Here is a 26,530-nt window from a genome sequence, read left to right as displayed (position 1 = left end):
ATGGCCTCTCTGCGGTTATAATTCTGCAATTTGGTTGAGATTCACTTCTGCAATCGTATCATTACCAAACATAGAGATAATCATCTTCACTTTGTTGTTATCAATTTCAGTAATTTTACCTGTGTAATCTGCAAAAGCACCATCAATGATGCGGACAGTCTGCCCAACTTCAACATCAATATCAAACTCTTGAACGGTTTGTCCCATTGAAACCAGAATATCACGGATTTCTTGTTCCAATAGCGGAGTTGGTTTTGATCTGTTCCCGTGTGACCCGACGAATCCTGTTACGTTAGGTGTGTTTCGAACAACGAACCACGCTTCATCTGTCATGACCATTTCTACAAGGACATAACCCGGAAAGCGATTCTCTTCAATTTCCTTTTTCTTTCCATTTTTCTCAACTTGCACGGTTTGTGTTGGAATCTCAACGCGTAGAATATTATCCAACATGTTATATGTTTGCGCACGTTGCAATAGATTTTCTTTTACCTTATTTTCATAGCCAGAATAAGTTTGTAGAACAAACCATCCTTTGTCAAAACTATCCATGATATTTCCTTTCATAATAGAAGAAAGCTAGCAGAAGTCTTCCGCTTTTCTTCTAAAAAATGTTAATAAATCGAATCAAACCTGAAACAATCAACTGGTCAAAAATGTAAATGATAACCACAAAGAAGGCTGTGTATTCCATAATAGAGCGAAAATCTCTCCAGCTTTCTTTGCGAGTCGGCCATGTTGTTTCCTTAAGAAGTTTAAAAATATCCTTAATAAAACCCATCGTTCTCTCCTATCTCGTTTCTCTATGTGTCGTATATTTTCCACAATGTCTACAAAATTTATTTACTTCTAGTCGTGTTGGCTTGGGGTTCCCACTAATTTTAATCGAATAATTTCTTGAACCGCAAACTGCACAAGCTAGGCTTGCTTTTTTTAGTGCCATAACGCCTCCATTTTATCTATTATAACAAGAAACCTAGGCTTTGACAAGCCTCTTAACGAAAGAGATTGACGAAAGAGTCCCAGATTGTCTGAGCTTTTTCTTTTATCTTTGCATCCGAAATCGCACGTCCCGCTTCATCTACAAGATTTTGTGCACGACTACGAATATCTCCTAGCGGATCCTCGGACTGGTTCGTCTCATTTTCAACGACCTGCTTTTTCGTGTTTTCTGGCGCAATGCCATTCTGCTTATAGGCATTCTCAACCGTAAAGGTACTACCTGGAGTGTAAGGCAAAATAGTGTTGGCCATACTTCTAAAGACATGGGCAGCTCCATTTGAGGTAGAACCTGCTAGATAATGATTCTCATCTGTTGTTGGGAAGCCGAGCCAGTGGCTGATTACAACATCTGGAGTATAACCAATCACCCACTGGTCACTGGTATATTCCGGATTGAAAACAGCCTCAGTAGTTCCTGTTTTACCAGCCATAACGTAATCCGCTGGCGACGAACTAATTCCTGTACCATTGGTAAATGTTCCTAACATCATGCTGGTCATTTTATCAGCCACAGACTTATCGATCACTCGTTTTTGGGAGTTTTTATGGCTCTTGATGACCTGTCCACTGGCATTTTCGATACGAGTGATGAAATGCGCCTCAGGCATCAGTCCTTCATTAGCAAAGGCTGCATAGGCTTGTGCCATCTGAAGAGGATTCGTCTCTACTCCTCCACCTAGGGCAACTCCGAGAACACGGTCAACTTTATCCATATTCAGGCCAAATCTCTCACCAGCGTCAAAAGCTTTGTCAATCCCCAATTTATTTACAGTCGCAACTGCTGGTAGGTTGAGTGATTCCGCCAAAGCCTGATACATAGGTACTTCTGGAGATGTCTTAATACCTGCATAGTTGTCTACTTGATAACTGTTGTACTGCATCGTATGATTATCCAGTTGCTTGTTCAAGGCCCACCCTGCTTCCACAGCTGGAGTATAAACCACTAAAGGTTTGATAGTTGAACCCGGGCTACGCTTAGACTGAGTAGCATAGTTGAAATTACGGAATCCTGATTTGTCATCACCAGCTACGCGACCGACAACTCCACGCACCCCACCTGTTTTAGGCTCTAGAGCAACACTACCTGATTCAGCATGCGTTCCGTCTTCTGCCGTTGGAAATAGCGAAGTGTTTTCATAAATAACCTGCATGTTTGCTTGATAGTTTTGCTCAAGTTCCGTATAGATTCGATAGCCGTTGTTGACAATCTCTTCTTCTGTTAGATTGTACTTGGATACTGCTTCGTTGACTACTGCGTCAAAATAAGATGGGTAACGATAATCAGAGATCTTTCCCTCATATTTATCTTGCAGTTGAGAAGCCATATCTACTCCAGCCGCTTCGGTCTCTTGATTTTTATCAATATAGCCCGCTGCAACCATATTTTGTAGCACCGTATCCCTGCGGTTGGTCGAATCTTCAATGGAATTCAACGGATTATACAATTCTGGCCCCTTGAGCATTCCAGCTAGAGTCGCCGCCTGATCAAGTGTTAGTTGCGAGGCTGATACACCAAAATATTTCTTACTTGCATCTTCAACACCCCATACCCCATTTCCAAAGTAGGCGTTATTGAGGTACATCGTAAGGATTTGCTCCTTGCTGTATTTCTTGGTCAACTCTAAGGCAAGGAAAAACTCCTTAGCCTTCCGTTCAACGGTCTGGTCCTGGGAAAGATAGGCATTTTTCGCCAACTGTTGAGTGATGGTAGAACCCCCTCCAGAACGACCTGCTGTAAGGATGGCTAGAAAGAAACGACCGTAGTTAATCCCATCATTTTTATAGAAGGAACGGTCCTCCGTCGCGACTACAGCATTTTGCAAGTCTTTACTGATATCTGTCAGTTCAACATAGGTTCCCTTTTGACCTGATAGGGCTCCTGCCTCTTTTTCTTCACGGTCAAAAATCAGAGTTCGCGTTTTCAAGGCATTTTGCAAATCATTGACATTGGTCGACTTGGCTATTGCAAATAGGTAGGTCCCAACTAGCAAACCTGCACTTAACCCTAAAATGATGACGATTTTTGTAAGATGATAACGACGCCAAAATTTCCGAACTGAGCCCACTTGTGACAATTTTTTTCTATCGCTCCGAGAACGACGCATGCTAGTCGAATCAGACTCCGTGGATTCATTCGTTTCTTTTTTAAAGAGAGAAAGAAACTTCTCAAATAATTTATCTAATTTCATGCGTTTATTTTATCATCTTCACCATAGGAACTCAAGAATTTAGCTACTCCCTATCCAAATAGGGCTTTTTTTGTTACAATATCTGTATGCAATTCACATTTACATTACCCGAATCCTTGCCTCAAATGACGGTCAAACAATTCCTAGAGGAACAACTCCTCATTCCTAGAAAGATTCGCCATTTTCTAAGAACCAAGAAGAATATCTTAATCAATCATAAACAAGTTCACTGGAACGAGATGGTCAAGCCAAGAGATATTTGCCAGTTGACTTTTGACGAGGAAGACTATCCCAAAAAGGAAATCCTTTGGGGCAACCCAGACCTCGTTCAAGAGATTTACCAAGATCAACATCTCATTATCGTCAACAAGCCTGAGGGAATGAAAACTCACGGAAATCAACCTGATGAAATCGCCCTTCTCAACCATGTCTCTGCCTACGTTGGCCAAACTTGCTATGTCGTTCATCGTCTGGATATGGAAACAAGCGGTTTAGTGCTTTTTGCTAAAAATCCTTTTATCCTACCTATCCTCAATCGCTTGTTGGAGAAAAAGAAAATCGCTCGTGAGTACTGGGCACTCGTAGAAGGACGAGTAGAGAGTAAAGAACTGGTCTTCCGAGATAAGATCGGACGTGATCGACACGATCGCAGAAAACGAGTGGTGGATGCCAAAAATGGGCAACAGGCTGAAACGCATATCAGTCGATTAAAGCAATTTCCAAACAAGACTTCTCTGGTTCGTTGCAAACTAAAGACCGGTCGAACGCATCAGATCCGTGTTCACCTTTCTCATCATAGGCACCCTATCCTAGGCGACCCTCTCTATAATACTCAATCAAAAACGAGCAGGCTCATGCTTCACGCTTTTCGCCTTTCCTTTACCCACCCACTCACCTTAGAAAAGTTGAGCTTTACTGCCCTCTCGGATACATTTGAAAAAGAATTAAAAAAGAATGGATGACACTAGCATCCATTTTTCCATATAGAAAAAGCAAGACCAGAAGGCCTTGCTTTTATTGACTCAAGAATTATTTAGCGATTTTTGCAAAGTATTCAAGAGTACGTACAAGTTGTGCAGTGTATGACATTTCGTTGTCGTACCATGATACAACTTTAACCAATTGTTTACCGTCAACGTCAAGAACTTTAGTTTGAGTTGCGTCAAACAATGAACCGTAAGACATACCTACGATATCTGAAGATACGATTGGGTCTTCAGTGTATCCGTATGATTCGTTTGAAGCTGCTTTCATAGCTGCGTTCACTTCATCAACAGTAACGTTCTTTTCAAGAACTGCTACCAATTCAGTAACTGATCCAGTTGGAGTTGGAACACGTTGTGCAGATCCGTCAAGTTTACCGTTCAATTCTGGGATTACAAGACCGATAGCTTTAGCAGCACCAGTTGAGTTAGGAACGATGTTTGCTGCACCAGCACGAGCACGGCGAAGGTCACCACCACGGTGTGGTCCGTCAAGGATCATTTGGTCACCAGTGTAAGCGTGGATAGTTGTCATCAATCCTTCTACAACACCGAAGTTGTCTTGAAGAGCTTTAGCCATTGGAGCCAAGCAGTTTGTAGTACATGAAGCACCTGAGATAACTGTTTCAGTACCGTCAAGAACGTCGTGGTTAGTGTTGAATACAACTGTTTTAACGTCGTTTCCACCAGGAGCAGTGATAACAACTTTTTTAGCTCCGCCAGCGTGCAAGTGTTTTTCAGCCGCTGCTTTCTTAGCAAAGAAACCAGTTGCTTCAAGAACGATTTCTACACCGTCAGTAGCCCAGTCGATTTGTTCTGGATCACGTTCAGCAGAAACTTTAACGAATTTACCGTTAACTTCAAATCCACCTTCTTTGACTTCTACAGTACCGTCGAAACGACCTTGAGTTGTGTCGTATTTCAACAAGTGTGCAAGCATAACTGGATCTGTAAGGTCGTTGATGCGAGTAACTTCAACACCTTCTACGTTTTGGATACGGCGGAAAGCAAGACGACCGATACGTCCGAAACCGTTAATACCAACTTTAACTACCATTAGTGATTTCCTCCTTATGAAAATCCTGAAAATTTTATTGTGAAAAGAGTAACTTGAATCACTACAAATCACCTTTCAACATTATTATTATATAACTATTTAAGTAGAATTGCAAGTACGGGCGTTGTTTTTCTCTCTTGCTTTTCTACTTTTCAAGCCCCTTCATTCACCTAAGCTTTTATTTCTAGGATCTTCTATCCTATCCGCATAATCTTCTCTTCTCATAGTTCAACTCTAACTTCAGAAATAGGACTATGAAAAGAGACAGGATTACTCCTGCCTCTAGGCTGATAAACGATTATTTACGACGTCCTGGACGTTCTGCATAGCCATAGTAAGCATCTGCCATAATTTCTTCCATGTCGGCTACCATTGGCAAGCGTGGGTTAGCAGGTGAACATTGGTCTTCATAAGCAAGCAAGGCAATTTCATGCAAGCTGTCTTTCCAAGCTTTTTCATCAATTCCAAAGCCTTTGAAGTTCATTGTGATTCCAACTGCTTCACCAAGATCGTAAACTGCTTTGGCATACGCTTCAACCGCTTCTTCTGGAGTTGAGTGAGGCAATCCAAGCATTTTCGCGATGTCTTGGAATTTTTCATCAGCTTTCCAGTAGTTGTACTTAGGCCACGTAGTCGTCTTAGATGGACGAGTTCCGTTGTAACGGATAACGTATGGAAGCAAGATTGCATTTGTACGTCCGTGAACAGTATGGTGAACTCCACCGATCTTGTGGGCCATTGAGTGGCTCATACCAAGGAAGGCATTGGCGAAGGCCATACCAGCCATTGTAGATGCATTATGCATTTTTTCGCGAGCTTCTGGGTCAGCTGTCTTAACAGATTTTTCCAACCATTCAAAGACAAGCTTGATAGTTTGAAGTGCAATACCGTCTGTGTAGTCGTTAGCAAAGTTTGAAGTGTAGGCTTCAGTAGCGTGAGTCAAGACGTCCATACCTGTATCAGCAGCGATAAAGTCTGGCACTGATTCAACCAAAGCAGGGTCAACAATGGCAATAGTTGGTGTCAATGAGTAGTCAGCCAATGGGTATTTGCGGTTGTTTTTCTTATCAGAGATAACGGCAAATGGTGTTACTTCTGAACCTGTACCAGAAGTTGTTGGGATACCGATGTATTTCGCTTTCTTACCAAGTGATGGGAAGCGGAAGGCACGTTTACGGATATCCATGAATTTTTGAACCAAGTCACGGAAGTCGATTTCTGGTTGTTCGTAGAAGAGCCACATTACTTTGGCTGCGTCCATTGGAGAACCACCACCAAGAGCGATGATTGTATCTGGTTCAAATGCTTTCATCACTTCAGCACCACGTTCTACAGTTGTGATGTCTGGATCTGGTTCAACATCTGAGAATACTTGGATAGTTACACGGTTGCTACGTGCGTTCAATTGATCGATAACACGTTGAACAAAGCCAAGTTTTTCGATAGATTTGTCTGTAACAATCATAACGCGTTCAATATCTTCACATGTTTGAAGGTATTGGATAGAGTTGCGCTCGAAGTAAATTTTTGAAGGAACTTTAAACCATTGCATATTATTTCTACGTTTCCCTACTTTCTTGATGTTTAGAAGGTTAATAGCGCTCACGTTATCACCGACTGAATTGTGTCCATATGAACCACATCCAAGTGTCAATGATGGGATGAAGGCATTGTAAACGTCACCGATACCACCGAAAGTAGATGGAGAGTTCCAGATAATACGCATGGCTTTGATTTCTGTACCAAAGCGTTTAGCAAGAGCTTCGTCTTTTGTATGGATAGCTGCTGAGTGACCAAGTCCGTTAAACTCAACCATTTGACGTGCTTTTGTAAGGCCGTCTTCTGTGTCCTCAGCTTTCAATACAGCGATTACTGGTGACAATTTTTCACGAGTCAATGGTTCTTTTGGTCCTACTTCCGTACATTCTGCAGCCAAGATGTTTGTTCCTTCTGGAACGCTGAATCCTGCTTGTTCTGCAATCCATGCAGCTGGTTTACCAACGATGTTTGCATTTAGTTTAGCACCTGCACAGTTCTTGCTGTTGGCTTTCACGCCAAAACAGAATTCTTCAAGAAGTGCTTTTTCTTTTTTGTTTACAAAGTAAGTGTGGTATGATTTGAATTCTTCTACAAATTCGTCATAGACTTCTTTATCAATGATAACCGCTTGCTCTGATGCACAGACCATACCATTGTCAAATGATTTAGACATGACGATATCATGAGCAGCTTGACGGAGGTCGGCAGATTTTTCTACATAAGCAGGAACGTTTCCGGCACCTACCCCAAGAGCTGGTTTCCCACATGAGTAAGCCGCCTTAACCATGGCATTACCACCAGTTGCAAGAATAGTTGCAACACCTTCGTGGTTCATAAGCGCTCCAGTTGCTTCCATAGATGGTTCTGTAATCCATTGAACACAGTTTTCAGGTGCTCCAGCTGCGATAGCTGCATCACGAACGATTTGTGCTGCGTGAGCAGAAGATTCTTGAGCTGATGGGTGGAAAGCAAACACGATTGGATTACGTGTTTTCAAAGCAATCAATGATTTGAAAATAGCTGTTGATGTTGGGTTCGTTGTTGGAGTGACACCACACACTACACCGACAGGTTCTGCAATTTTAGTCAAGCCTGTAACTGGATCATCTTCGATAACTCCAACAGTTTTAACACCACGCATATTATTCACAACGTGCTCACAGGCAAAAAGGTTTTTTGTAGCCTTGTCTTCAAATACACCACGACCAGTTTCTTCAACTGCATGTTGAGCAAGAATTCCGTGCGCATCAAGAGCAGCAACAGAAGCTTTCGCTACGATATAGTCAACTTGTTCTTGGTTCAACTTGCGCATTTCATCAAGCGCAACCAAGGCTTTTTTTACTAACCCGTCGACATGCTTTTCAGCAGCGAGTTGTTTTTCCTCAGGTGTTAACGTTTTTTTATCAGCCATATTGTCCTCCATAGCCTTCAAGGATTTAATCCTTTGTTAATTTTTTCACAATTTTATTATAACTCTTTTTCAAGACTTTGTAAACCGTTTCATAAGCATTTCACAAAGAAACTTTATGAGATTGTGAACTTTTTCTCAATACACCTGCGCAATAGAGTTTTGTATGGATGATTGTGAAATTATGAAAAATATTTTTTTATTTCACAAAGTTTTTTCTCGTTGATAATCAGACATCGACTTCACTTCTAGAAAACGCTTTCTTTTTGGCTTTTGAGAATAGTCCCCTAATCTGGAGACTATTGTTTCTGTTGAAAGACGCCTTGTTTAAAGCTGCCTTCATAGACAACTTCTTGCTCGGTAGTCAATTTTCCTTGTCCTTCGGCCTGGCCATTTACAAAATCACCTTCATATTTCCAGCCATCTTTTGATTGGAAAGTCCCTTTTCCATTAAAGGCTCCATTATTGAAATCACCTGTATATTGGTCTCCATTTTCAAAGGTCAGGGTTCCTTGACCATTCATTTTCCCTCGTACCAAAGTACCATCATAAACAAGCGCACCACCATCAAGTGTCAGGACACCCTTTTTTGGTGTGTTTAGTAGAAAAACTGAGACGGCACAGATAACGATTAGAAGGACAGTTGCAATCTCTATACGTGGGCGAGTTAGATAAACTTGACATTTTTCGAAGATTTCTTTAAGCTTTTCCATTGTCACTCTCATTTTCTAAACGATCTAGCCAGCTTTGGCATCCACTTGTGATGCGAGCATAGGTTTCCTCAAAATCTCCTGTGTACCATGGATCTGGAACGCTTTCAGATGCAAAAGAGTAGATTTTGTGCTGTAGTTCCTGAGGACACATTTGACGCAGATCTGAAACGTTTGAAGCATCCATGCCGATAATGTAATCAAACGACTCAAAGTCTCCTCTACCAATCTGAAGCGATGTTTTGTCTTTGTCATAAGGGATCTGATACTGCTGGAAAATCCCTTGCGTTCCCCTATGAATCGGATTGCCATGTTCCCACGATGATGTTGCCCGACTCTCAATCTGGTAATCACTCGTCATGGACTTCATCACAAATTCTGCCATAGGGCTACGACAGATATTTCCTAAGCAAACAAATACTATTTTTTTCATCCCTTTTCCTCTCACTTCATAGAAAAACGGGAGTGACAGGTCCCGTTTTATTCTTCGATTGCTCCGCTTTCGTCGATAACTGCTCCTTCTGGTGTCACAGCTTCTTTGAGTGGCAACACTGTCTTGATTGCAGTCAATTCGAAAGTCAAATAAACGCCATCTACATCCAGTACGATTGTTTTCTTCTCAGTATCTACTTCATCAACTGTTCCATAAAGGCCACCGATTGTAATCACTTCATAGCCTTTTTGAAGCTTGTTCAAGCTTTCCATACGCTTTTGGGCTTGTTTCTTTTGAGAACGTTGCATAAAGAACATCAAGGCCATCATCCCTACAAGCATGATTAAGAAAGTAATATTTGGATTCATTGTTTTCTCCTTTGTATTTTACATAGGACTACTATATCAAATTTCAGCTACTTTTACAAGGTTGTGCCTTGTTTTTATGCTGATAAAAAAATCAGAGCTTTCACTCTGATTTCTGCGATTATTTCAAGTTTTGAACGACTTTGACTAGATTTTCAACTGTAAATCCATACTCTGCCAATACTTTTGGTGCTGGAGCAGATGCTCCAAAGCTATCAATACCGAGAACTGCACCATCAAGACCAACATATTTGTACCAGTTTTGGGTTGCTCCCATTTCGACTGCAACACGGCTACGAACTGCATTTGGAAGGATTTCTTCCTTGTAAGCTGCATCTTGTGCGTCAAAGACATCTGTTGATGGCATGCTGACTACACGGACTTTTGCACCTTGGCTAGCCAATTCTTTGGCAGCTGCGACAGCTAAATTCACCTCTGAACCTGTTGCAATCAAGATCGTATCAAAGTCTGCTGCATTTTCATAGACAACATAGGCACCTTTCGCAACTTTGTCAAAGTCTGTTCCCTCTTCGACAGTCAAGTTTTGACGTGTCAAGACAAGGGCAGTTGGTGTTTTTTCGCTTGTCACGGCAAGGTACCAAGCTGCTTGAGTTTCACGAGCATCTGCTGGGCGGAAAACATTCAGATTTGGCATAGCACGGAGACCTGCTAAGTGTTCAACTGGTTCGTGAGTTGGACCATCTTCACCAACTGCGATTGAATCGTGGGTAAAGACATAAGTCACAGGAAGTCCTTGCAAGGCTGACAACCGGACAGCTGCTTTCACATAGTCAGAGAAGACGAAGAAAGTACCACCATAAACACGAAGTCCACCGTGAAGGGCCATCCCGTTCAAGATCGTTCCCATTGCAAATTCACGAACACCAAACTGAATGTTGCGGTTCAAGCGATTAGCATCGTCTTGAAGTCCATCAGTCTTGATATAAGTCATGTTTGAGTGAGCAAGGTCAGCTGAACCACCTAAGAAAGTTGGCAACTTGGCAGCGACAACGTTCAAAGCATCTTGACTTGAATTACGAGTTGCTTGAGAGAAACCATTTTCTAAGGCTGGGAAGTCTGCTGGAGTCACTTCAACTGGATCACGGCCGTCGATGATTGCTTCTACTTCTGCAGCAAGCTCTGGATGCGCTTCTTTATAATCAGCGACTAGTTTTGTCCATGCCTCATATGCTGATGCACCACGGTCTGCAACATTTTCTTTGAAATCAGCATAAACTTCAGCTGGGATTTCAAATGGTTCATAGTCCCAACCAAGAGCTTGGCGAGTAGCCGCAGTTTCATCTGCTCCAAGAGGAGCACCGTGTACCGCATTAGTTCCTTGTTTGTTTGGAGAACCGTATCCAATCACAGTCTTCACTTCAATCAAAGATGGTTTTCCTGAAGCTTTGGCTGCTTCAATAGCCGCATGGATAGCTTCCAAGTCTGTTCCATCTTCAACCAAGGCTGTATGCCAGCCGTAGGCATTGTAACGATCACGAACACTTTCTGTAAAGGAATCTTTTGTCTCACCATCCAAGTTGATGTCATTTGAATCATAAAGAACAACCAACTTGTCAAGTTTTTGCAAGCCTGCATATGAAGCCGCCTCACTTGAGACACCTTCCATCAAATCTCCGTCTCCACAGATCACATAAGTATAGTGGTCAAAGATATTGAAACCTTCGCGGTTATACTTGGCTGCAAGGAAACGTTCTGCTTGGGCAAAACCAGTAGCAGTAGAAATCCCTTGACCTAGAGGACCAGTTGTAGCGTCAACCCCTGCTGTATGCCCAAATTCTGGGTGACCTGGTGTTTTTGAACCCCATTGGCGGAAGTTCTTGACTTCATCCATGCTGACATCTTCAAAACCAGAAAGGTGAAGAAGGGCATAAAGAAGCATAGAACCGTGACCTGCTGAAAGAATAAAACGGTCGCGGTTAATCCAGTTTGGTTGAGCTGGATTGATGCGAAGTTGTTTTGTAAAGAGGCTATAAGCCATTGGAGCAGCCCCCATAACCACCCCTGGGTGACCTGAGTTTGCTTTGTTGATGGCGTCAATACCTAGAAAACGAATTGCATTAATAGATAGATTTGACATAGAATTTCCTTTCTCTTTGAGGTGATTAGTAGTTCACACATTCTATTTTACTATTATATGAAAAAATGCATAGAATAGCAATAAAACAATTTGCGTTCATCTAACACATGTGATTTTCTATCCCCTCGTCACCTCATAGTAAGGCAACAAGCGTGTAAAAGCGTCTTCTAGCTTCTCCAATATCGCTTCTACTGACTGATTTTCAATGAAGGAAACATCTGACTTGACCAAAACTTTACGGAATTCCTGACTTCTCACCTTCTCTCGTAAAGTACGACGATTTTCTTCTGTAGCTTCTACCTTTTGACTCTGGTCGTCGGTATATGCTAGATAATACATTCCTTCTACCGGTGGAATATCTAAAACCTTGGCTTGTTTGCCCAGAGTCTGCTCATCTTTCTTTCGCTCGATGAAACTGGTCTCTAAGGAAATTCCAAAGTCTGATGGATTCCCATACAAACGCAGAGCTAACATAGGTTCTGATACCTTTCCCTCTCTCTGTAAATAAACCCAGAAATGGGGGCGCAGACGCTGAGCTTGATTCATCCACTGACTAGTTTGTTGCAGTTGCCATTCTGGATGCTTTTCTTGGAAGGACTTAGCTAAGTTCGTAAAAGTCTTGCGAGCCTCCTGCCCTTTGTGGCGCAACGCCAGCATCTTCTCTCGCTCATCTCCAGCCTTATCTGGATGACGATATTGGATACCTGCATAAGATAGATAGTTCCTGATTGCTTCCATCATCTGTTTCTTCTCCCTTTTCTAACAAAAAATCAGGACAAGCCTGATTTTGTTTATTCCGTATCTACGACAACATAGCGATTTGGCTCGTCACCTTCAGAATAACTCGTCACACCATCCATGCGTGAAATAATGCGATGGATAATCTTGCGTTCGCTATTAGACATTGGATCTGTTTGTTGACTTCGACCTTCTTCTAGAACACGAGTCGCCAATTTTTGAGCGTAGGTTTGCAAGACTTCTGCACGGTGTTCAACGTAATCATTGACGTTGATTGTGATATAGAAAGTTCTTGAATAGCGATTGTAGAGGTAGTTTTGTGCCAAAAGCTGAAGTGCTTTCAATACTTTTCCGTGGTAGCCGATAATACGACCTGGTTCATTGGTGTCAATTTGAAGGTTGATGGTGCGGCGATTGTAGTCGCTTGAAATCGTCCCTTCAACATCCATATCGTCCACAATGGTTTGAACATAGTTAGCCACTTGAGTTGCTACTTGTTCGATGTCATAACTCGGCTCCACCTTCAAACCTAGATCTTCCAAAGACTGGCTTTCTACCGATTCTGACATAGATACAAATTCTTCACACTTTGCTGGGTCTTCCACTCCAGTATCTCCGGTCTGCAATTCATTTAAAATCGCGATGTGACCTGTTTCTTCTAAGATCGTGCTAGCATGTTTCTCATTTTTCAAGATTTCAGCCTTGATTTCATCAGAAACACCCTGACCTTCCTCTTCTATTTTTTTAATCGCCTCAACAACATGACCAAGATCAACTGTAGCCTCTGTTACTGTCTTAACAGGTTCGTTTTGTTCATTGATTTCTTTCGGAACACCTTTTACAGCTTGTTGATTGGCCTTAATCACAGTCGTCTCACTAATCGCCTCAATATCAACTTGAGCTAGTTTTTTCCCAAATAAGCCTAAAAAACCTTTCTTCTCTTTGGACACGACCTTGATGTGAGTCTTCATTCTCGGAATACCTAACTCTTTCAATCCTTTCTGGATTGCTTCTTCAACAGTTGAACCTGTAAATAATACCATTATCAGATTCCTCCTTATTATTTCGTTTTCTGAGCCTTTTTCTTGGCTTTTCTTTTTCTATTTTCCAAATCTTTTTTAGCTTGTACTTCCGCCTCACGCGCTGCAATAATCTTAAAAGGATTATTTAAGAAGTAAGTTTGCAAAACTTGATAAGCATTGGATACTGCCCAGTACAAGGCTACGCCACTAGGTGAAGAGATGGCAAAGATAAAGATCAGTACAGGCATCCCGTACATCATCCCTGTCATAGCTCCACTTCTTTCAGGTAAAGCCTTATTCGATAACCAGCTACTTAAGAAGGTAAAGACTGCTGCCAAAATCGGAAGGATAAAGCTTGTGTCTACTCCCCCAAGGTTCACCCACAAAAAATGCCCTGTTTTCAAAAAGTCTACTCGAGTCAAGGCTTGGAAGAGAGCCAAGAGAACCGGCATTTGAATCAAAATCGGCCAGAGAGAAGAGGAGTGTTTGACCCCTAATTCTTTATAGACCTTCCGCATCTCCTGATCCAGCTTGGTTCTACTTTCCATATCACGACCTGGATATTGTTCTTGCAGAGCCTTGATCCGTGGTTGAGCCTCTTGCATTTTTCTAGAGGCCACCATCTGAGTCTGAAAGACTGGTAATAGAATCGTACGAATCAGGATCGTAAAGAGGATAATCCCCACTCCGATACTAATGTCAAAGGACAAGAAGCGGATGATTTCAGCAAAAAAATAGACAAATTTACTCCATATATCTGTAGAATCTGCTGCAACATCGCTCGTCCCACAGGCTGTCATGACAAATAAGGACAAGCCCAGCAAACTAGTCAACTGTAGTTTCTTTTTCACTCCTAATTCCTTCCCGATAAATCTTTGATAACTTTAATACGTGGAGTAGATTTTTCTCCATCTCTGCATATTCTAAGGTTTCAACCCCTTTTCGAGCAATCACGACAAAATCAACATTATCAGCTAAACGCTCCCTTACACTTAGCAAAATGTGTCGAATCCGTCTTTTGATTTGATTTCTGGTAACTGCATTCCCCAGTTTTTTACTGACAGACAGTCCTACTCGAAAATGGTTTTGCTGTTTTTCCAATTGGTAGACAACGAATTTGCGGTTGGCAAAACTTGTTCCATCCGTGAAAATCGCCTTAAAATCTTTCTCTCTTTTTACACGAAAGTTTTTCTTCAAAACTCAACTCCATCTATTAAATTACTACTATTATACCATATTTTTCGAAAAAGCCAATAATGACAAGGTTTTAGACTGTTTCAACAATAAAAAGTTGGGAAATTTTATCTCCCAACTCCTTTTTTATTGTATCTTATCTTGATAATTTATTCAGATCATCTTATTTTTTCAAGCGTTCAACGTCACGAGCGATGACCAATTCTTCATCAGTCGGGATGACTAAGACACGAACTTTAGCCGCATCAGTTGAAATATCTCCTGTAGCGCCAAAGACATTCTTTTCAGGATCCACATCACAGCCAAACCAAGAAATGCCTTCAATAACCATCTGACGAATCGTTACAGAATTTTCTCCAATTCCGGCTGTAAAGATAATGGCATCTGCGCCGTTCAAAACTGCCAAATACTGACCAATGTATTTTTGGATACGATCCACAAAAATCTCATTTGCCAGCTGCGCTTTCTCGTCACCTGTACGCATAGCTTCGTGAATATCACGCATATCGCTTGATCTCTCAGAAACACCCAAAAGTCCTGACTCACGATTGAGAATTCGACTGATATCCTCTGGTGTATTAAAGTCATCTGTATGTTGCATTAAATAGGGGATAATGGCTGGATCAATATCACCTGTGCGAGTCCCCATCATAATACCACCAAGTGGAGTGAAGCCCATGGATGTATCAACAGACTGACCGCCTTTGACAGCTGTAATAGAAGCACCATTACCAATATGGCAGGTAATCAATTTCAACTCTTCTAGGGGGCGACCTAAAATTTTAGCTGCTTCTCCTGCTACAAACTGATGACTTGTCCCGTGGGCTCCATACTTACGAACTTTATTTTCAGTATAGTATTTGTTTGGAAGAGGGTAACGATAGGCTTTCTCTGGCATGGTTGTATGGAATGATGTATCAAAAACAACAACGCTGGTAATATCTGGAAGCAACTCCTTGAAGGCACGAATTCCTGCCGCGTTGGCTGGATTGTGAAGAGGAGCCAAGAGTCCCAATTCCTCAACTTTTTCTAACACATCTCCCTCAACAACTGTTGATTCCTTGAAATATTCACCACCAGCCACGACACGGTGCCCGACACCAGTAATTTCATCATAACCTTTGATAATGTCAAAACGAATCAAATCATCCAACAAGATTTTAACCGCTTGTGTGTGGTCGTCAATATCAAGAATTTGTTGTTCAGAACGTCCGTCAAATTTTACAGTTGAAATAGAGTCTTTCAAGCCAATACGTTCAATCAAGCCTTTCGCTAATACTATTTCTTCTGGCATTTGGTAAAGTTGCCATTTCAAACTCGAGCTTCCTGCATTGATTGCAATTGTTTTAGTCATAACATGATACCTCTTTTAAGCGTTTTCAACTATTATAACAAAATTTACCTTACATTTCAGTACCTTTGCTCCATTTTTGAAAATTTTCTTTAAATTTCATTAGTGCAGCTGGATCTTGCAGACTGGTCAAAGGATAGACAAATGGTTCTATTTCCTTGTCTCTTTTCTTCTGTAAGATAAAAATACTTTTAGCCTGATTAGCCGTTGAAAAAATATCCTCTGGTAAGGCGATGATAGCCGTCAGACCGACTTCGTCTTTGATCCAACCTTTTAACAAATCACTTTGAGGACTGGTCAACAAGTCGCTCGGAGCTAGAAAAATAGCATAGCCATCTGACTTGAGGTACTTGAGGCCTTGCTCCATCAGCAAATGATGGGCATAGGTATGCTCTTGGCTAGAAGCCACTTGATAGCGTGAAGCGATGGCATCGTCTGGGTAATAGCCAACAGGCAAGTCGCTGATGACCACATCGCTTTCTTTAAGCATTTGCGGACGAACGGCATCGCCTTGAACAAAACCAGCCTGCAAACCAATCACATCTGCCATACTAGCCGCCAAATCAATCAGCAAGTCATCCACTTCGATTCCCAAGTAATCCACTTTTTTAGCAAGAGAAGTCAAGAAAGTAGCCCCCAAAATCCCCATACCAGAACCAATTTCGAGGATACTAATTTCCTCTTGATCAAGCAATTCTTCCACAACAAGTACCAAGAGAAGGGAAATGGCATCCGGTGTAAACTGGTGATTGGCCTGTAAAGGCTCCGTTTGTCCTGCCTTCATCAAGAGAAACTGGTAGGTCTTGAGCCACTCTTCCTTGCGAAGCGCTAAGCGCTTAAGGGCTTGATTATTCTCTTTGACCTGCTCTAGCTCGGTCTCGCCATCTAGGTAGATACCATTTTGCTCTACCAAGGCATCATAAAAGTTGGTCATCAAATCACTTTGGATGACTTGGACATTCTCTAGTAAGTACGTATAAGCTTGTTCTATTTTTTCAAAATCCATATTCCTATCTTATCAAATTTCCCCTATTTTTTCCATCTGAAGAGAAAAAATCACTGCTTTAGTCAGCGAGTGATTTTTGGGCTACTGTTAAAAAGAGTTCTGAGTAATTTCCTTGAAACAAGTCTTCAGCGCTATAGAGAATCTGACTACCAATGCTTGAAAAACCAAACTGGGCGAGCTTGGTTTCCAGTTCAGCCAATTCAAAGCCGTGATGGTTGGTATCTGTCTTGACAAAGTCAGCAATGAGGACTTGCCCATTCTCCCTAAGATGATGGCGAAACATGGCAAGAGTCGCATCTAAATCAGGCATATGATGAAGAACCCGACTGACAACAATCAGGTCAAATTGTTGCTCCAAGGGATTTGCCAGTAAATCTTGCTCCAAAAACTGGATATTCTTGATGTCTTGCTGATTTGCTTTCAAACGGGCTTGCTCCAGCATTTTCTCCGAGATGTCTACTAGGGTAACCGACCTGGCCTGCTTGGCTAGAGGCAAGGCTAATAGGCCTGTCCCACCACCGAAATCCAGTATTTCCTTGTCTGATAGAAGAGAAATCTGTTTTTCAACTGCTTGACAAACCAAGTTTGCAAGAAAGATGTTTTTGGGCGAATCAAAGGTTTCTGCTTTGTGATTAAAATCATGTTTCATGCTTTTAGTTTAACACAAAGAAGTTGAATTGACTAGGAATTGTCTTTCTTATCTACCTTATTTTCTGTTTTTGTCTGATTTGGTTCTTGACTTGAAACAGTCACTACCTTTTCCTTTTTATCCGTTTTCTCTTCTTCGATTTTCCTTGAAGGTAAGAGAAATTCATAGTTGCTCTTACTCATACGAACACTTGTTGCAAAACCTGTTTTCGTATTTTGATAAGTGACTTTTCCTAGGTTAAAGACTCGTTCCCCATTTTCTTGCTCAGCCTTATCTTTACTTCGCTTGGCCATGGCAAAAGCGACCAACTTTTCTTTATTTAAGGCAAAGTCTTTGTGATGGGCGACTTGCCGGTTCAAATAAAACTGCAACAAAAGGCTAAAAATGGCTGCCATGGTGACTGCATATAGGAGAACGCCTGCCTTAACTTTTTGATTTTTCCACACGATAGATGAACTCCCTTTCTAAGCCTTTTTGAAATTGAAAACGAAAGCGAACCAGTTGATTTTCCTCTGTGATTTGTGCTGATTTCAATCCATAAACCATAGGTTGGTAGCCTCGGCCACTGCTATCGGTCTTCCGAAAGTCGTCCGATTTGGACTTACCCATAGCGATATCCTTGCCATCTTGCTTCACATAGAGGCGATTGCCTTCTACCTTTTCAAACTGCGAACGCTCTAACTCCGCCTCCAGCTGATCCACAAACAAGAGCCACTCCTTTTGCTCGCTTTGTTGCTGGTAACGAACTTCTGAAATGAGGAGCTGGCTCATAGCTTGAAAGAGGAGCAAGCTGCCGCTAATGACGATAAGGGCAACCAGAGATTCTAAAAGAGTGAAAGCTCTTACCTTACTGTTCTTTAAGGTCGAGTAACTTCTCTGAACCATGGTAGACCTCCAATCCTTTTTCACTAGCAAACACCTGGATCTCAACTCCATTTACCTTTACCTGATTTTGACCTGTTTGCAGAGCCATCTTAGCCACACGCAAGACTTCTTCCTTTTGCAAGATTTCTGCCTCTTCTTGTCTATTTTTCTGAATTTGTCCCAAGAGGAGGGTTGCAATACTGGCAAATATGGCTAGCGCTACTACTGCTTCTAGTAAGATCACTGCCCTAATTTTTAGTTTCCTTAATGCGTTTAATTTTTCCATTTCCTAGATATAATTGATAGCGAATCGCTCCTTTGCTGGTCTGAAATTCAACCTTAGCCAGGGACGAATTGCCCCCAGCTCGATCAAAATGAATCGTTTGTCCTGATGGTCCCTGAATTCCTTTAGGAACGGTCAATTTTTGACTGTCATTGCTGATTGTCTGCCCATCTAAATTCAAGCTGGTCTTTTGCTGACTAGCAACACTGCGTTTTTGCGTTTCCCGATAGAGTTCTTCAAACTCCATAAAGAAAACCTGCTCTTCCACCACTGCAAAACTGGACTGGACTGAGCCGGACAAGCCCAAAGCAAGGATACTCACAAGTCCCAAAACCAAGAGACTTTCTAACATGGTAAAGGCCTTAATCCGCAACAGTTTGACTTGTTTTTTGTTTTGCATGATATTCTTTATAAGCCTTGGCTTGCTCTGCTGTGATGCGACCGTCTGCCTGTAGTTTGCTAAGACTAGCATCTTCATTCTTGTCCAGACTATAGAGTTCTGCCTGACTTTCCACCACCTTAACCACAGCAGCTTTTCCTTTGTCATTCACTGCATCCTTTTGCTTGGTCAAATTGGGCACAAAGAGCAAGAGAAGTACGCTGATGATTAAAAGGACCACCAGCATCTCCACGAGAGTAAAGGCTTTAACCTTGGCTTTTTTCAAGAATGTCATGAGTTTTTTCATTTTAAAAATTTACCTCCATATTTTGATACATGGGCATAAGCATTGCCGCATAAAGTAAAACGATAATCAGGGCCACAAAGATAAAGACCAGTGGCTGCACCAAATTCATGGTGCGATTGACTCGGGTAAAAAAGGCTTCCCAAGTTTTCTCAGCATAGATTTCCAACTCACTCCCCAGCTTGGACTTGACTTCCCCATACTCGATGATGAGACTCAACTCCTTCTTAAAGAAAGGATAGGTCGCTATGGTTTGAGAAAATTCGCGACCATTTTGCAGGACTTGAGCCAGATCTTGACCGATTTCTTTAAAGAGCTGAGAACCTTGTTCCTGCATGATCTGAAAAATCTGCGTCAGCTCCATTCCCTGTGAAATCATATTGCCCCATTCACGCGCGTAATAGGCCGTCAGATAGGTCTGGACAAAGATTCCAAGAAAGGGAATCCGTGCTAACATCGAGAATACCCGCATCTTGGAACTTCTTTTGTAAAAAGTGAGGGCTAAAAGTAAAGATAGAGAGCAAACCAACACTAGTCCCAGAAATATTTGTGGCAGATTGCCGATGATTTTGGTGGCGATATTGCTACTGTCCAGTTGGGGGAGCAAATAGTTTCTCAACCCCATCATGATTAGCAGGAGAAATCCCAGCAAAATCAAAGGATAGGTCGCCACTTCGATTAACTTTTTCTTGACCTTGGCCAGATTGTCTAGATACTCTTCTATCTTTCCCAAACTCAGGTGAAGATTCCCGTGAACTTCAGCTAGGGATAATTGGGTCACAATAGCACTTGAAAAACCCAAGCTGTCCATCATCTCTGAAAAGGATTTCCCCTGGGACAAGCCTTGGTGCATCTGGGCCACATAGTCCTTTTCCAGCAAGGCACTTCTCCCCAAGAAAGAAATAATTTCCACCAAATGAAAACCACTGGAGAAGAGATTATTAAACAAGGTGATGATTTTCTTTTGCTTAGCTGTAGCTAATTTTTTCCGTTTCAGCCTGAAGACTTGTGATATGTCCATCTTTAAGAAGCTGGTCAATCTGCGCATTCCAGCTAGTTGGCTGGTGTTCCTGATAGTCTTGGTTTGCAAAGTCAACGATTCCTCCTCCCCCGATTAATCTCTGATAGCAGACGCCTTGCAGGACAACTGCTAATTCCTCCTCCGTCACACCCAACTCCAGAAGGCGTTCATAAACACCTCGGATACTCTTGGCATGAATGGTTGAAAAGACCGTCGCCCCTGTCAAACTGGCTCTGACCACTGCACGTGCCGTCTCGCTATCCCGAATTTCACCAATAATCAAGAGGTCAGGACGATGCCGGAGAGACAGTTTGATGAGATTTTCATAGGTCAAGCCAATCGCCTCATTCAACTGTAACTGGAGCATGTCTTCCTGCTTGATTTCTACTGGGTCTTCGATAGACATAACTTGCTGCCCCTTAAACAGAGACTTGGCTAATTCGTGCATCAGAGTCGTCTTGCCACTGCCGACCGGACCCGCAAAAAGGTAGAGACCCCGTTGCCGGTACTGCTCACCCAGTTCGTTCATATCCTGAAACCAGAAATGCAGTTCCTGCTCCTCATCGTGCAACAAACGAATAACCAAACTCTCATGTCCCCGATAATCTCCTACGGTAGACAAACGCAGAGAAGACACCTTCTCCCCATGCTGATAGTCGCAAGAGCCCAGCTGACTACGTCTCTTCTCCCCTACATTCATACCCGCTACAAACTTAAAATGACTAATCACAGCAGCTAAAACATCAAACTCATAGGAGTCAACTAGACACCGTTCGTCTCCAACCCGCATGTGAAGCTCATAGGATTTTTCCTTGGGAATAAAATAGATATCCTGAGCCTTCTTTTCTTTCGCAGTAGCAATAATTTTCTGTGCAATTTCTTGTACCATACCGCCCTCCTTATCTAACTATTCGCAAAAAAATAAAAAAAGCAACTTAAAAAGTTACTTTTTTTATCTCCATTTCATACGGCAAGAACGGTGTTTTTCTTGACCTGTTTGTTTTTCATAGCCTGGACGTAGCTTTTCATCGGGGATGACTTGCCCATCCTGTAAAAGAGCCAAAGAATGATACTGCTGCAAATACTCATCACACTCATCACACCAACGTTGGTCTGCAGGATCCCAAAAAATAGTCATCAAATCGCTCCGACTCTTATAAAGAGGATTCTTCTTTTCCAGCTCAAACCAGCATGATTTATAATATTTTAGAGCATCATAGTACTTGTTAAAAGAGCGACTCATAATGACATCTTTTTCCCAACCTTCTATGAACCACCACGGTTCAAAGTCCCCATACATTTCTATAACACGATACATTTTCACTACTTCCTTTGTACCGTATATTATAACGAATTTTCTAGAACAATGAAAGGATTTTGCTTCATTATAGAACAATCCTCTAGCTTTCTGAAGATACCTCTGAATAGAAAAGCAAAGGCTGAGTCATCACAGCCTCTGCTTTTTATTATGCTTGATAACGTTTCACACCATCTAGGTAGGTTGCTACCAATTCCAAATCTTTATCTAGCACGATAAAGTCGGCGTCATAGCCTTCACGGATTTGACCACAGACATCGTCAATGTGAACAGATTTTGCTGGGTTGAGGCTGGCCATCATGACTGCTTCATGCGGATTCGCAATGCCCCATTCGACCACATTCTTCAAACCGTCTTTGAGTTTGAGGATAGAACCTGCCAAATTGCCTGTAGATTTAAGGCGAGCCGTTCCATTGGCAACAACTACTGGGAATTCTCCCAACATGTAATCTCCGTCTTCCAAACCACCAGCTGTCATACAGTCTGTGATAAGAGCAATATTTTCAGTTCCCTTTTGCTTGAGCAAGATATCACATGCCTTTGGATCCACATGGTGTCCATCACAAATCAATTCTGCATAGGTATGAGGCAATTCATACATGGCTCCCACCATACCGAGCTCACGGTGAGTCAACCCACGCATCCCATTGTAGGCATGCACCCAAACACTTGCTCCAGCATCGACTGCTTTTTTAGCTTCATCAAATGTCGCATTTGAGTGTCCAAGAGCAACGGTAACACCTTCGCCCGTAATCGTACGAACAAAGTCTTCCACACCTTCACGTTCTGGTGCAAGGGCAATTTTATTGAGCAAGCCATTGGCTGCTTTTTGCCAAGCACGAAACTCATCCATACGAGGATCCTTCATGTAGGCAGGGTTTTGAGCTCCCTTGTATTTCTCTGTGAAATACGGCCCTTCAAAATAGATACCACGAATTTTCGCTCCACTTGCTTCCTGATAACGAGCACCGATATTTTCTGTTACCGCAAGCAATTGCTCATAAGATGAGGTCAAAGTTGTTGGCAAGAAGCTCGTTACTCCCATGCTGAGGAGCCCTTCACTCATGGTATGAAGGGTTCCTTCGATGTTATTATCCATGACATCGACACCACCAAATCCATGAATGTGGGTATCCACAAGTCCTGGAGCAATGCTGTAGCCTGTATAGTCAATCACCTCAGCTCCTTCAGGAATCTGTTCTACATGTTTGCCAAACTTGCCATCCACAAGTTCCAAGTAACCGCCACGACGAACTCCGTGTGGGTAGAAAAACTGATCCGCTTTAATATAATTAGGCATAATGATAACCTCCTTGATAGATTGATGCTAGAATTTATTATGTCAATTACATTATAAACCTTTCTTTTCCATTTGTAAATGGTATAGACCTATTTTCGTGGATATTTTAAAAGAGCTGGATTTCTCCAACTCTTTGATCTTATTTTGATTTCACAGGCAGTTCTTGAGCAGCCTTAACAGCAGCTGCAATCGTCTCTGCGTAAAGTTTAGCACCTTCTTCAATCATGTTGCTATCATTTCCAAAGTGGACTTGGTCGGTTCCAGCCCAGATTTCAGGGTGTTCCTTAGCAACCTTATTCCAGTCAGCGATGCTCACATACGGATTCTTTTCAGCTAATTCCCGCGCATAAGTCGCATACTGCTCAACTGATTTGTAAGTCTCCTTGCTCTTGTCACCTTCATAAGGAGTTACAAGAATCAGATGGTGGCCTTTGGGAAGATTTTTAACTATCGTATCTAAGTCATCTTTATAATTCTCTGGTCCGTTTACACCCGTTGCAATGACAACTGTTTTTAGAAGTACCTTGTTCTGGCTGTTATTGAGCATGATGTCATTGGCTTGCTTCGTCGTTCGACTAACTTGGGCATTGATATTTGCTTCAGGAAGCGTCTCTTGCAAGGCTGTATTGGCTCGTAAGGCTACAGAATCTCCAATCAAGGTGGTTCCCTCAGAAATTCCAAGTCGGCTAGCCTCTGCTTGCTCGGCCAATTTCTTCATCTGATCCAGGTTGGTTTGGGCTTGTTTAAAACCATTCACCATCAAGTCTGTTTCAAAGGCTCCAACTTGAGGAGCCACAGTTATGATAGTCAAGGTAATCAAGGTAAGAATGCCAGCACCAGCAGCACTAATTGGTTTAATATGAGGTAATCGACTAATCTTCCGTATTAAAGGATTGGTCTTACCAGCAATCAATGGCTCAATAATATAGAAGGATAGGATAGCAAAGGAATAGGAAAAGATGATTGTCAGCATAACAGCGGGCAGATTACTCATCAACTGAGAAAAGATAATATAAAAAGGCCAGTGGAAGAGGTAAACCGCATAGCTAGTATCCGCTAGAAATGTAATTATCCGAGGTTCTTGTATCTCAGGCGTTTTCTCATGCAAGACACGCGCAGCAAAAATCATGGTCACTGCCGCTAAACTTGCCAGCAAGAAGCCAAATAAGTACGCAAACAGGTAAGTGAACTTGACAAAGAAGGTCAGGAGCAACAATACCAAGAGACCTGCAGCGAACACCAGGAGATTTTGACGAAGATCCCACGTCCGATCAAACTGCTTGACTAAATCGCTCGTCTGACGAACACCCACAACCGTCGCCAAAATGCTTCCTAAAAAGAAGGGATAGACATGGGTTAAACTTGAAAAGTAGACAGATGAATAGGAACTAGCTATTAGACTGCCAATAAACATGGAGAAAAAGCTAATGATGAAAGCTCCCGCAGAAAGGAGAAAGACCATCCCTCTCAATTGACTACTAGATTTTGAGCGTTTGGATAAGAACCAAACCGCTAAGCCCCAAAGGATATAGTAGTGAACCTCAACAGCTAGACTCCAGTTATGAACAAAGAGATGCGGAATGAACTGGGATTCGTAACTTCCCCCTGTTAACATTTCGTAGAAGTTGGTCATAAAACCAAGAACTCCAGCTATCTGGCCACCAATTCCAGCAACATAGTCTTGACGAACCAAAAAAGTAAAAGGCATGGTCACCAAAACCATCAGCACCACAGGTGGCACGATGCGGTAAAACCGTCTCTTAAAAAAGCCCAGCAAATCAATCTGGCTTTTCTTTCCAAACTCTTCTAAAAGGAGGGAGGTAATCAAGAATCCCGAAAATGTGAAAAAGACATCTACCCCGAAAAATCCTCCAGGAAAGATGGTCTGAAAGAAGTGGTACAAAAGCACCAAAAGTAAACCTGTAATCCTAATCAAGGAAAACCATTTAATACGCATACGAGTCTATTCTCCCTTTCGTTATACACTTTATTCTATCAAAAAAAGAAGAAAAATCCTAAGAGAAAACTTAGGATTCTGGCATTCTATTTTTACACTTTAGAAATTGCGTCCTGACTTGTTGTAGCCATATTTTTCCACAAAATACTCACGAAATTCCAAGAGATTGTCATCCATGATAGCTTGACGGACCTGCTTCATCAGGTTGAGCAAGAAGTAGAGATTGTGGTAGCTAGTCAAGCGGATACCGAAGGTTTCATCGGCCTTAAGCAGGTGACGAAGGTAGGCGCGTGTGTAGTTCTTACATGTGTAGCAATCACACTCAGGATCCAGTGGCGTAAAGTCTTCGGCGAATTGGGCATTTTTGACAACTAAACGACCTTGGCTGGTCATACAAGTTCCGTTACGAGCGATACGAGTCGGCAAGACACAGTCAAACATATCCACCCCACGAATGACCCCATCAATCAAGCTATCTGGCGCTCCCACTCCCATCAAATAGCGAGGTTTGTTTTCAGGCAACAGTCGAGTTGTGAAGTCCAGAACTGCATTCATCTCTTCGTGCGTTTCTCCCACTGCCAAACCACCTATAGAGTAACCTGGGAAGTCCATGCTGACAAGGTCATGAGCTGACTGACGACGCAGGTCTTCAAATCCTGCCCCCTGCACAATTCCAAATAATCCTTGATCATGTGGACGACGGTGAGCCTTCAAACCACGCTCAGCCCAACGGCTGGTACGCTCGATTGATTTCTTAACGTAATCATAAGGTTGGTAAAACTGAGGACATTCATCAAAAGACATCATGATGTCTGAGCCCAGATTATTCTGAATAGAAATAGCCTTTTCTGGCGATAGGAACATCTTGGAACCATTGAGATGGTTTTTAAAGGTTACCCCTTCTTCGGTGATATTTCGGCTATCTGCTAGGGAATAAACCTGAAAACCACCACTATCTGTCAAAATAGGCTGGTCCCAGTTCATAAATTTGTGGAGACCACCTGCGCGTGCGATGAGTTCATCTCCTGGACGGAGCCACAAGTGATAGGTGTTGGACAGAATAATCCCTGAACCCATCTCCTTCAACTCCTCTGGTGACTGGGTTTTTACAGTAGCTTGGGTCCCAACTGGCATAAACATAGGCGTTGGGAAGGTGCCATGCGGGGTGATGATTTCTCCTAGACGAGCTCCCGTGTGTTTTTCCTTCTTAATCAAACGGTATTTGATTGGTGAATCTGACATTTTCTACCTCCGAAGCTGGGAAAAACAGTCCCAGTTCATACTTTGTGCCCAAAGGCATACTGTATGATTTTATCAAAAAAACCAGGAACTGTCACGAACTATGGTATAAGTGACAAAT

General features: G+C 42.2%; 29 protein-coding genes. 1 reads left to right on the top strand and 28 read right to left on the bottom strand.

What is annotated here, in order from left to right; translation table 11 throughout:
- Nucleotides 1-15: 15 nt before the first annotated feature.
- Genes nusG through pbp2a form a run of 4 tightly spaced genes read right to left on the bottom strand, consistent with a single transcriptional unit; the run spans nt 16 to nt 3,191 of the window.
- Complete coding sequence (gene nusG / locus HT680_RS08500) at nt 16-552, bottom strand: transcription termination/antitermination protein NusG (protein WP_000376728.1); 537 nt, start codon at nt 550-552, stop codon at nt 16-18.
- A 52-nt stretch (nt 553-604) separates the two neighbouring features.
- Nucleotides 605-781 (bottom strand): preprotein translocase subunit SecE, encoded by a 177-nt coding sequence (gene secE, locus HT680_RS08495; protein WP_000505776.1) that lies wholly within the window; start codon nt 779-781, stop codon nt 605-607.
- Between the two features lie 9 nt (nt 782-790).
- Nucleotides 791-943, bottom strand: a complete 153-nt coding sequence (gene rpmG / locus HT680_RS08490) for a 50S ribosomal protein L33 (protein ID WP_038804034.1) — start codon at nt 941-943, stop codon at nt 791-793.
- A 52-nt stretch (nt 944-995) separates the two neighbouring features.
- Complete coding sequence (gene pbp2a / locus HT680_RS08485) at nt 996-3,191, bottom strand: penicillin-binding protein PBP2A (protein ID WP_173259680.1); 2,196 nt, start codon at nt 3,189-3,191, stop codon at nt 996-998.
- Between the two features lie 86 nt (nt 3,192-3,277).
- On the opposite strand from pbp2a, the gene HT680_RS08480 reads away from it, so the two are divergent.
- On the top strand, nt 3,278-4,153 hold the full coding sequence (locus HT680_RS08480; RefSeq protein WP_240146471.1) for an RluA family pseudouridine synthase: 876 nt from the start codon (nt 3,278-3,280) through the stop codon (nt 4,151-4,153).
- A gap of 67 nt (nt 4,154-4,220) precedes the next feature.
- Here HT680_RS08480 and gap read toward each other — a convergent pair whose 3' ends face one another.
- The 24 genes from gap to tgt all read right to left on the bottom strand — a co-directional run bounded on the left by gap (nt 4,221) and on the right by tgt (nt 26,412).
- On the bottom strand, nt 4,221-5,231 hold the full coding sequence (gene gap / locus HT680_RS08475) for a type I glyceraldehyde-3-phosphate dehydrogenase (RefSeq protein ID WP_000260678.1): 1,011 nt from the start codon (nt 5,229-5,231) through the stop codon (nt 4,221-4,223).
- Between the two features lie 298 nt (nt 5,232-5,529).
- A complete protein-coding gene (adhE, locus tag HT680_RS08470) occupies nt 5,530-8,181 on the bottom strand; it encodes a bifunctional acetaldehyde-CoA/alcohol dehydrogenase (RefSeq protein ID WP_173259678.1) in 2,652 nt (883 codons plus the stop codon).
- 296 nt (nt 8,182-8,477) lie between these two features.
- On the bottom strand, nt 8,478-8,891 hold the full coding sequence (locus tag HT680_RS08465) for an MORN repeat-containing protein (RefSeq protein WP_173259676.1): 414 nt from the start codon (nt 8,889-8,891) through the stop codon (nt 8,478-8,480).
- Nucleotides 8,878-9,321 carry a low molecular weight protein-tyrosine-phosphatase gene (locus HT680_RS08460; protein WP_173259674.1) on the bottom strand — a complete coding sequence of 148 codons (444 nt, stop codon included), beginning with the start codon at nt 9,319-9,321 and terminating at the stop codon, nt 8,878-8,880. The genes HT680_RS08465 and HT680_RS08460 overlap by 14 nt, the downstream gene beginning before the upstream one ends.
- A 47-nt stretch (nt 9,322-9,368) precedes the next feature.
- Nucleotides 9,369-9,689 (bottom strand): preprotein translocase subunit YajC, encoded by a 321-nt coding sequence (gene yajC / locus HT680_RS08455; protein WP_084946782.1) that lies wholly within the window; start codon nt 9,687-9,689, stop codon nt 9,369-9,371.
- Between the two features lie 118 nt (nt 9,690-9,807).
- Nucleotides 9,808-11,784: a transketolase gene (gene tkt / locus HT680_RS08450; protein ID WP_173259672.1), complete on the bottom strand. Its 1,977-nt coding sequence runs from the start codon at nt 11,782-11,784 to the stop codon at nt 9,808-9,810.
- 117 nt (nt 11,785-11,901) lie between these two features.
- Nucleotides 11,902-12,525 (bottom strand): ribonuclease P, encoded by a 624-nt coding sequence (locus tag HT680_RS08445; protein WP_173259670.1) that lies wholly within the window; start codon nt 12,523-12,525, stop codon nt 11,902-11,904.
- A gap of 50 nt (nt 12,526-12,575) precedes the next feature.
- Nucleotides 12,576-13,565, bottom strand: coding sequence for an RNA-binding cell elongation regulator Jag/EloR (gene jag, locus HT680_RS08440; protein WP_173259668.1), 990 nt, complete (start codon nt 13,563-13,565; stop codon nt 12,576-12,578).
- 17 nt (nt 13,566-13,582) lie between these two features.
- The gene (locus tag HT680_RS08435) at nt 13,583-14,395 is read right to left on the bottom strand and encodes a membrane protein insertase YidC (protein WP_173259666.1); all 813 of its coding nucleotides are present in this window, start codon (nt 14,393-14,395) and stop codon (nt 13,583-13,585) included.
- A complete protein-coding gene (gene rnpA / locus HT680_RS08430; RefSeq protein ID WP_173259664.1) occupies nt 14,370-14,741 on the bottom strand; it encodes a ribonuclease P protein component in 372 nt (123 codons plus the stop codon). Before rnpA ends, HT680_RS08435 begins: the two co-directional genes overlap by 26 nt.
- A gap of 160 nt (nt 14,742-14,901) precedes the next feature.
- Entirely contained in the window at nt 14,902-16,092 is a 1,191-nt protein-coding gene (locus HT680_RS08425; RefSeq protein WP_173259662.1) for an acetate kinase, read from the bottom strand.
- Nucleotides 16,093-16,141: 49 nt separating this feature from the next.
- A complete protein-coding gene (locus HT680_RS08420) occupies nt 16,142-17,095 on the bottom strand; it encodes a class I SAM-dependent methyltransferase (RefSeq protein WP_173259659.1) in 954 nt (317 codons plus the stop codon).
- Nucleotides 17,096-17,153: 58 nt separating this feature from the next.
- Nucleotides 17,154-17,744 carry a class I SAM-dependent methyltransferase gene (locus HT680_RS08415; RefSeq protein ID WP_173259657.1) on the bottom strand — a complete coding sequence of 197 codons (591 nt, stop codon included), beginning with the start codon at nt 17,742-17,744 and terminating at the stop codon, nt 17,154-17,156.
- Between the two features lie 32 nt (nt 17,745-17,776).
- On the bottom strand, nt 17,777-18,190 hold the full coding sequence (gene comGG, locus HT680_RS08410; protein WP_173259655.1) for a competence type IV pilus minor pilin ComGG: 414 nt from the start codon (nt 18,188-18,190) through the stop codon (nt 17,777-17,779).
- Complete coding sequence (comGF, locus tag HT680_RS08405; RefSeq protein ID WP_173259653.1) at nt 18,168-18,629, bottom strand: competence type IV pilus minor pilin ComGF; 462 nt, start codon at nt 18,627-18,629, stop codon at nt 18,168-18,170. The genes comGG and comGF overlap by 23 nt, the downstream gene beginning before the upstream one ends.
- Nucleotides 18,592-18,894, bottom strand: a complete 303-nt coding sequence (gene comGE, locus HT680_RS08400) for a competence type IV pilus minor pilin ComGE (RefSeq protein WP_173259651.1) — start codon at nt 18,892-18,894, stop codon at nt 18,592-18,594. Before comGE ends, comGF begins: the two co-directional genes overlap by 38 nt.
- On the bottom strand, nt 18,857-19,291 hold the full coding sequence (gene comGD / locus HT680_RS08395; protein WP_173259649.1) for a competence type IV pilus minor pilin ComGD: 435 nt from the start codon (nt 19,289-19,291) through the stop codon (nt 18,857-18,859). The genes comGE and comGD overlap by 38 nt, the downstream gene beginning before the upstream one ends.
- Entirely contained in the window at nt 19,254-19,577 is a 324-nt protein-coding gene (gene comGC / locus HT680_RS08390) for a competence type IV pilus major pilin ComGC (protein WP_173259647.1), read from the bottom strand. Before comGC ends, comGD begins: the two co-directional genes overlap by 38 nt.
- Nucleotide 19,578: 1 nt before the next feature.
- Nucleotides 19,579-20,595, bottom strand: a complete 1,017-nt coding sequence (gene comGB, locus HT680_RS08385) for a competence type IV pilus assembly protein ComGB (protein WP_173259682.1) — start codon at nt 20,593-20,595, stop codon at nt 19,579-19,581.
- On the bottom strand, nt 20,543-21,484 hold the full coding sequence (gene comGA, locus HT680_RS08380; RefSeq protein WP_084972910.1) for a competence type IV pilus ATPase ComGA: 942 nt from the start codon (nt 21,482-21,484) through the stop codon (nt 20,543-20,545). Before comGA ends, comGB begins: the two co-directional genes overlap by 53 nt.
- A gap of 63 nt (nt 21,485-21,547) precedes the next feature.
- Nucleotides 21,548-21,913 (bottom strand): DUF1033 family protein, encoded by a 366-nt coding sequence (locus HT680_RS08375; RefSeq protein ID WP_000286403.1) that lies wholly within the window; start codon nt 21,911-21,913, stop codon nt 21,548-21,550.
- Nucleotides 21,914-22,061: 148 nt separating this feature from the next.
- Nucleotides 22,062-23,213: an N-acetylglucosamine-6-phosphate deacetylase gene (gene nagA, locus HT680_RS08370; RefSeq protein ID WP_084945412.1), complete on the bottom strand. Its 1,152-nt coding sequence runs from the start codon at nt 23,211-23,213 to the stop codon at nt 22,062-22,064.
- Between the two features lie 139 nt (nt 23,214-23,352).
- Nucleotides 23,353-25,170: an acyltransferase family protein gene (locus HT680_RS08365; protein ID WP_173259644.1), complete on the bottom strand. Its 1,818-nt coding sequence runs from the start codon at nt 25,168-25,170 to the stop codon at nt 23,353-23,355.
- Nucleotides 25,171-25,269: 99 nt separating this feature from the next.
- The gene (gene tgt, locus HT680_RS08360; RefSeq protein ID WP_173259642.1) at nt 25,270-26,412 is read right to left on the bottom strand and encodes a tRNA guanosine(34) transglycosylase Tgt; all 1,143 of its coding nucleotides are present in this window, start codon (nt 26,410-26,412) and stop codon (nt 25,270-25,272) included.
- Between the last annotated feature and the right edge of the window lie 118 nt (nt 26,413-26,530).

Source organism: Streptococcus sp. 5905, assembly GCF_013276505.1.
GTDB lineage: Bacteria > Bacillota > Bacilli > Lactobacillales > Streptococcaceae > Streptococcus.
The sequence above is the reverse complement of the archived record's forward strand: the minus strand, read 5'-3'. Positions and strand labels throughout refer to the sequence as shown.

Bases quoted from the DNA above. Each gene is read 5' to 3' on its own strand.
- HT680_RS08445 (WP_173259670.1), bottom strand. From the start codon at position 12,525: ATGATGGAAGCAATCAGGAACTATCTATCTTATGCAGGTATCCAATAT.
- comGA (WP_084972910.1), bottom strand. From the start codon at position 21,484: ATGGTACAAGAAATTGCACAGAAAATTATTGCTACTGCGAAAGAAAAG.
- rpmG (WP_038804034.1), bottom strand. From the start codon at position 943: ATGGCACTAAAAAAAGCAAGCCTAGCTTGTGCAGTTTGCGGTTCAAGA.
- comGE (WP_173259651.1), bottom strand. From the start codon at position 18,894: ATGGAAAAATTAAACGCATTAAGGAAACTAAAAATTAGGGCAGTGATC.
- gap (WP_000260678.1), bottom strand. From the start codon at position 5,231: ATGGTAGTTAAAGTTGGTATTAACGGTTTCGGACGTATCGGTCGTCTT.
- HT680_RS08375 (WP_000286403.1), bottom strand. From the start codon at position 21,913: ATGTATCGTGTTATAGAAATGTATGGGGACTTTGAACCGTGGTGGTTC.
- HT680_RS08460 (WP_173259674.1), bottom strand. From the start codon at position 9,321: ATGAAAAAAATAGTATTTGTTTGCTTAGGAAATATCTGTCGTAGCCCT.
- HT680_RS08480 (WP_240146471.1), top strand. From the start codon at position 3,278: ATGCAATTCACATTTACATTACCCGAATCCTTGCCTCAAATGACGGTC.
- secE (WP_000505776.1), bottom strand. From the start codon at position 781: ATGGGTTTTATTAAGGATATTTTTAAACTTCTTAAGGAAACAACATGG.
- adhE (WP_173259678.1), bottom strand. From the start codon at position 8,181: ATGGCTGATAAAAAAACGTTAACACCTGAGGAAAAACAACTCGCTGCT.
- pbp2a (WP_173259680.1), bottom strand. From the start codon at position 3,191: ATGAAATTAGATAAATTATTTGAGAAGTTTCTTTCTCTCTTTAAAAAA.
- tkt (WP_173259672.1), bottom strand. From the start codon at position 11,784: ATGTCAAATCTATCTATTAATGCAATTCGTTTTCTAGGTATTGACGCC.
- yajC (WP_084946782.1), bottom strand. From the start codon at position 9,689: ATGAATCCAAATATTACTTTCTTAATCATGCTTGTAGGGATGATGGCC.
- HT680_RS08425 (WP_173259662.1), bottom strand. From the start codon at position 16,092: ATGACTAAAACAATTGCAATCAATGCAGGAAGCTCGAGTTTGAAATGG.
- HT680_RS08420 (WP_173259659.1), bottom strand. From the start codon at position 17,095: ATGGATTTTGAAAAAATAGAACAAGCTTATACGTACTTACTAGAGAAT.
- jag (WP_173259668.1), bottom strand. From the start codon at position 13,565: ATGGTATTATTTACAGGTTCAACTGTTGAAGAAGCAATCCAGAAAGGA.
- comGB (WP_173259682.1), bottom strand. From the start codon at position 20,595: ATGGACATATCACAAGTCTTCAGGCTGAAACGGAAAAAATTAGCTACA.
- comGD (WP_173259649.1), bottom strand. From the start codon at position 19,291: ATGCAAAACAAAAAACAAGTCAAACTGTTGCGGATTAAGGCCTTTACC.
- HT680_RS08365 (WP_173259644.1), bottom strand. From the start codon at position 25,170: ATGCGTATTAAATGGTTTTCCTTGATTAGGATTACAGGTTTACTTTTG.
- nusG (WP_000376728.1), bottom strand. From the start codon at position 552: ATGGATAGTTTTGACAAAGGATGGTTTGTTCTACAAACTTATTCTGGC.
- tgt (WP_173259642.1), bottom strand. From the start codon at position 26,412: ATGTCAGATTCACCAATCAAATACCGTTTGATTAAGAAGGAAAAACAC.
- HT680_RS08465 (WP_173259676.1), bottom strand. From the start codon at position 8,891: ATGGAAAAGCTTAAAGAAATCTTCGAAAAATGTCAAGTTTATCTAACT.
- HT680_RS08415 (WP_173259657.1), bottom strand. From the start codon at position 17,744: ATGAAACATGATTTTAATCACAAAGCAGAAACCTTTGATTCGCCCAAA.
- comGC (WP_173259647.1), bottom strand. From the start codon at position 19,577: ATGAAAAAACTCATGACATTCTTGAAAAAAGCCAAGGTTAAAGCCTTT.
- nagA (WP_084945412.1), bottom strand. From the start codon at position 23,213: ATGCCTAATTATATTAAAGCGGATCAGTTTTTCTACCCACACGGAGTT.
- comGF (WP_173259653.1), bottom strand. From the start codon at position 18,629: ATGGTTCAGAGAAGTTACTCGACCTTAAAGAACAGTAAGGTAAGAGCT.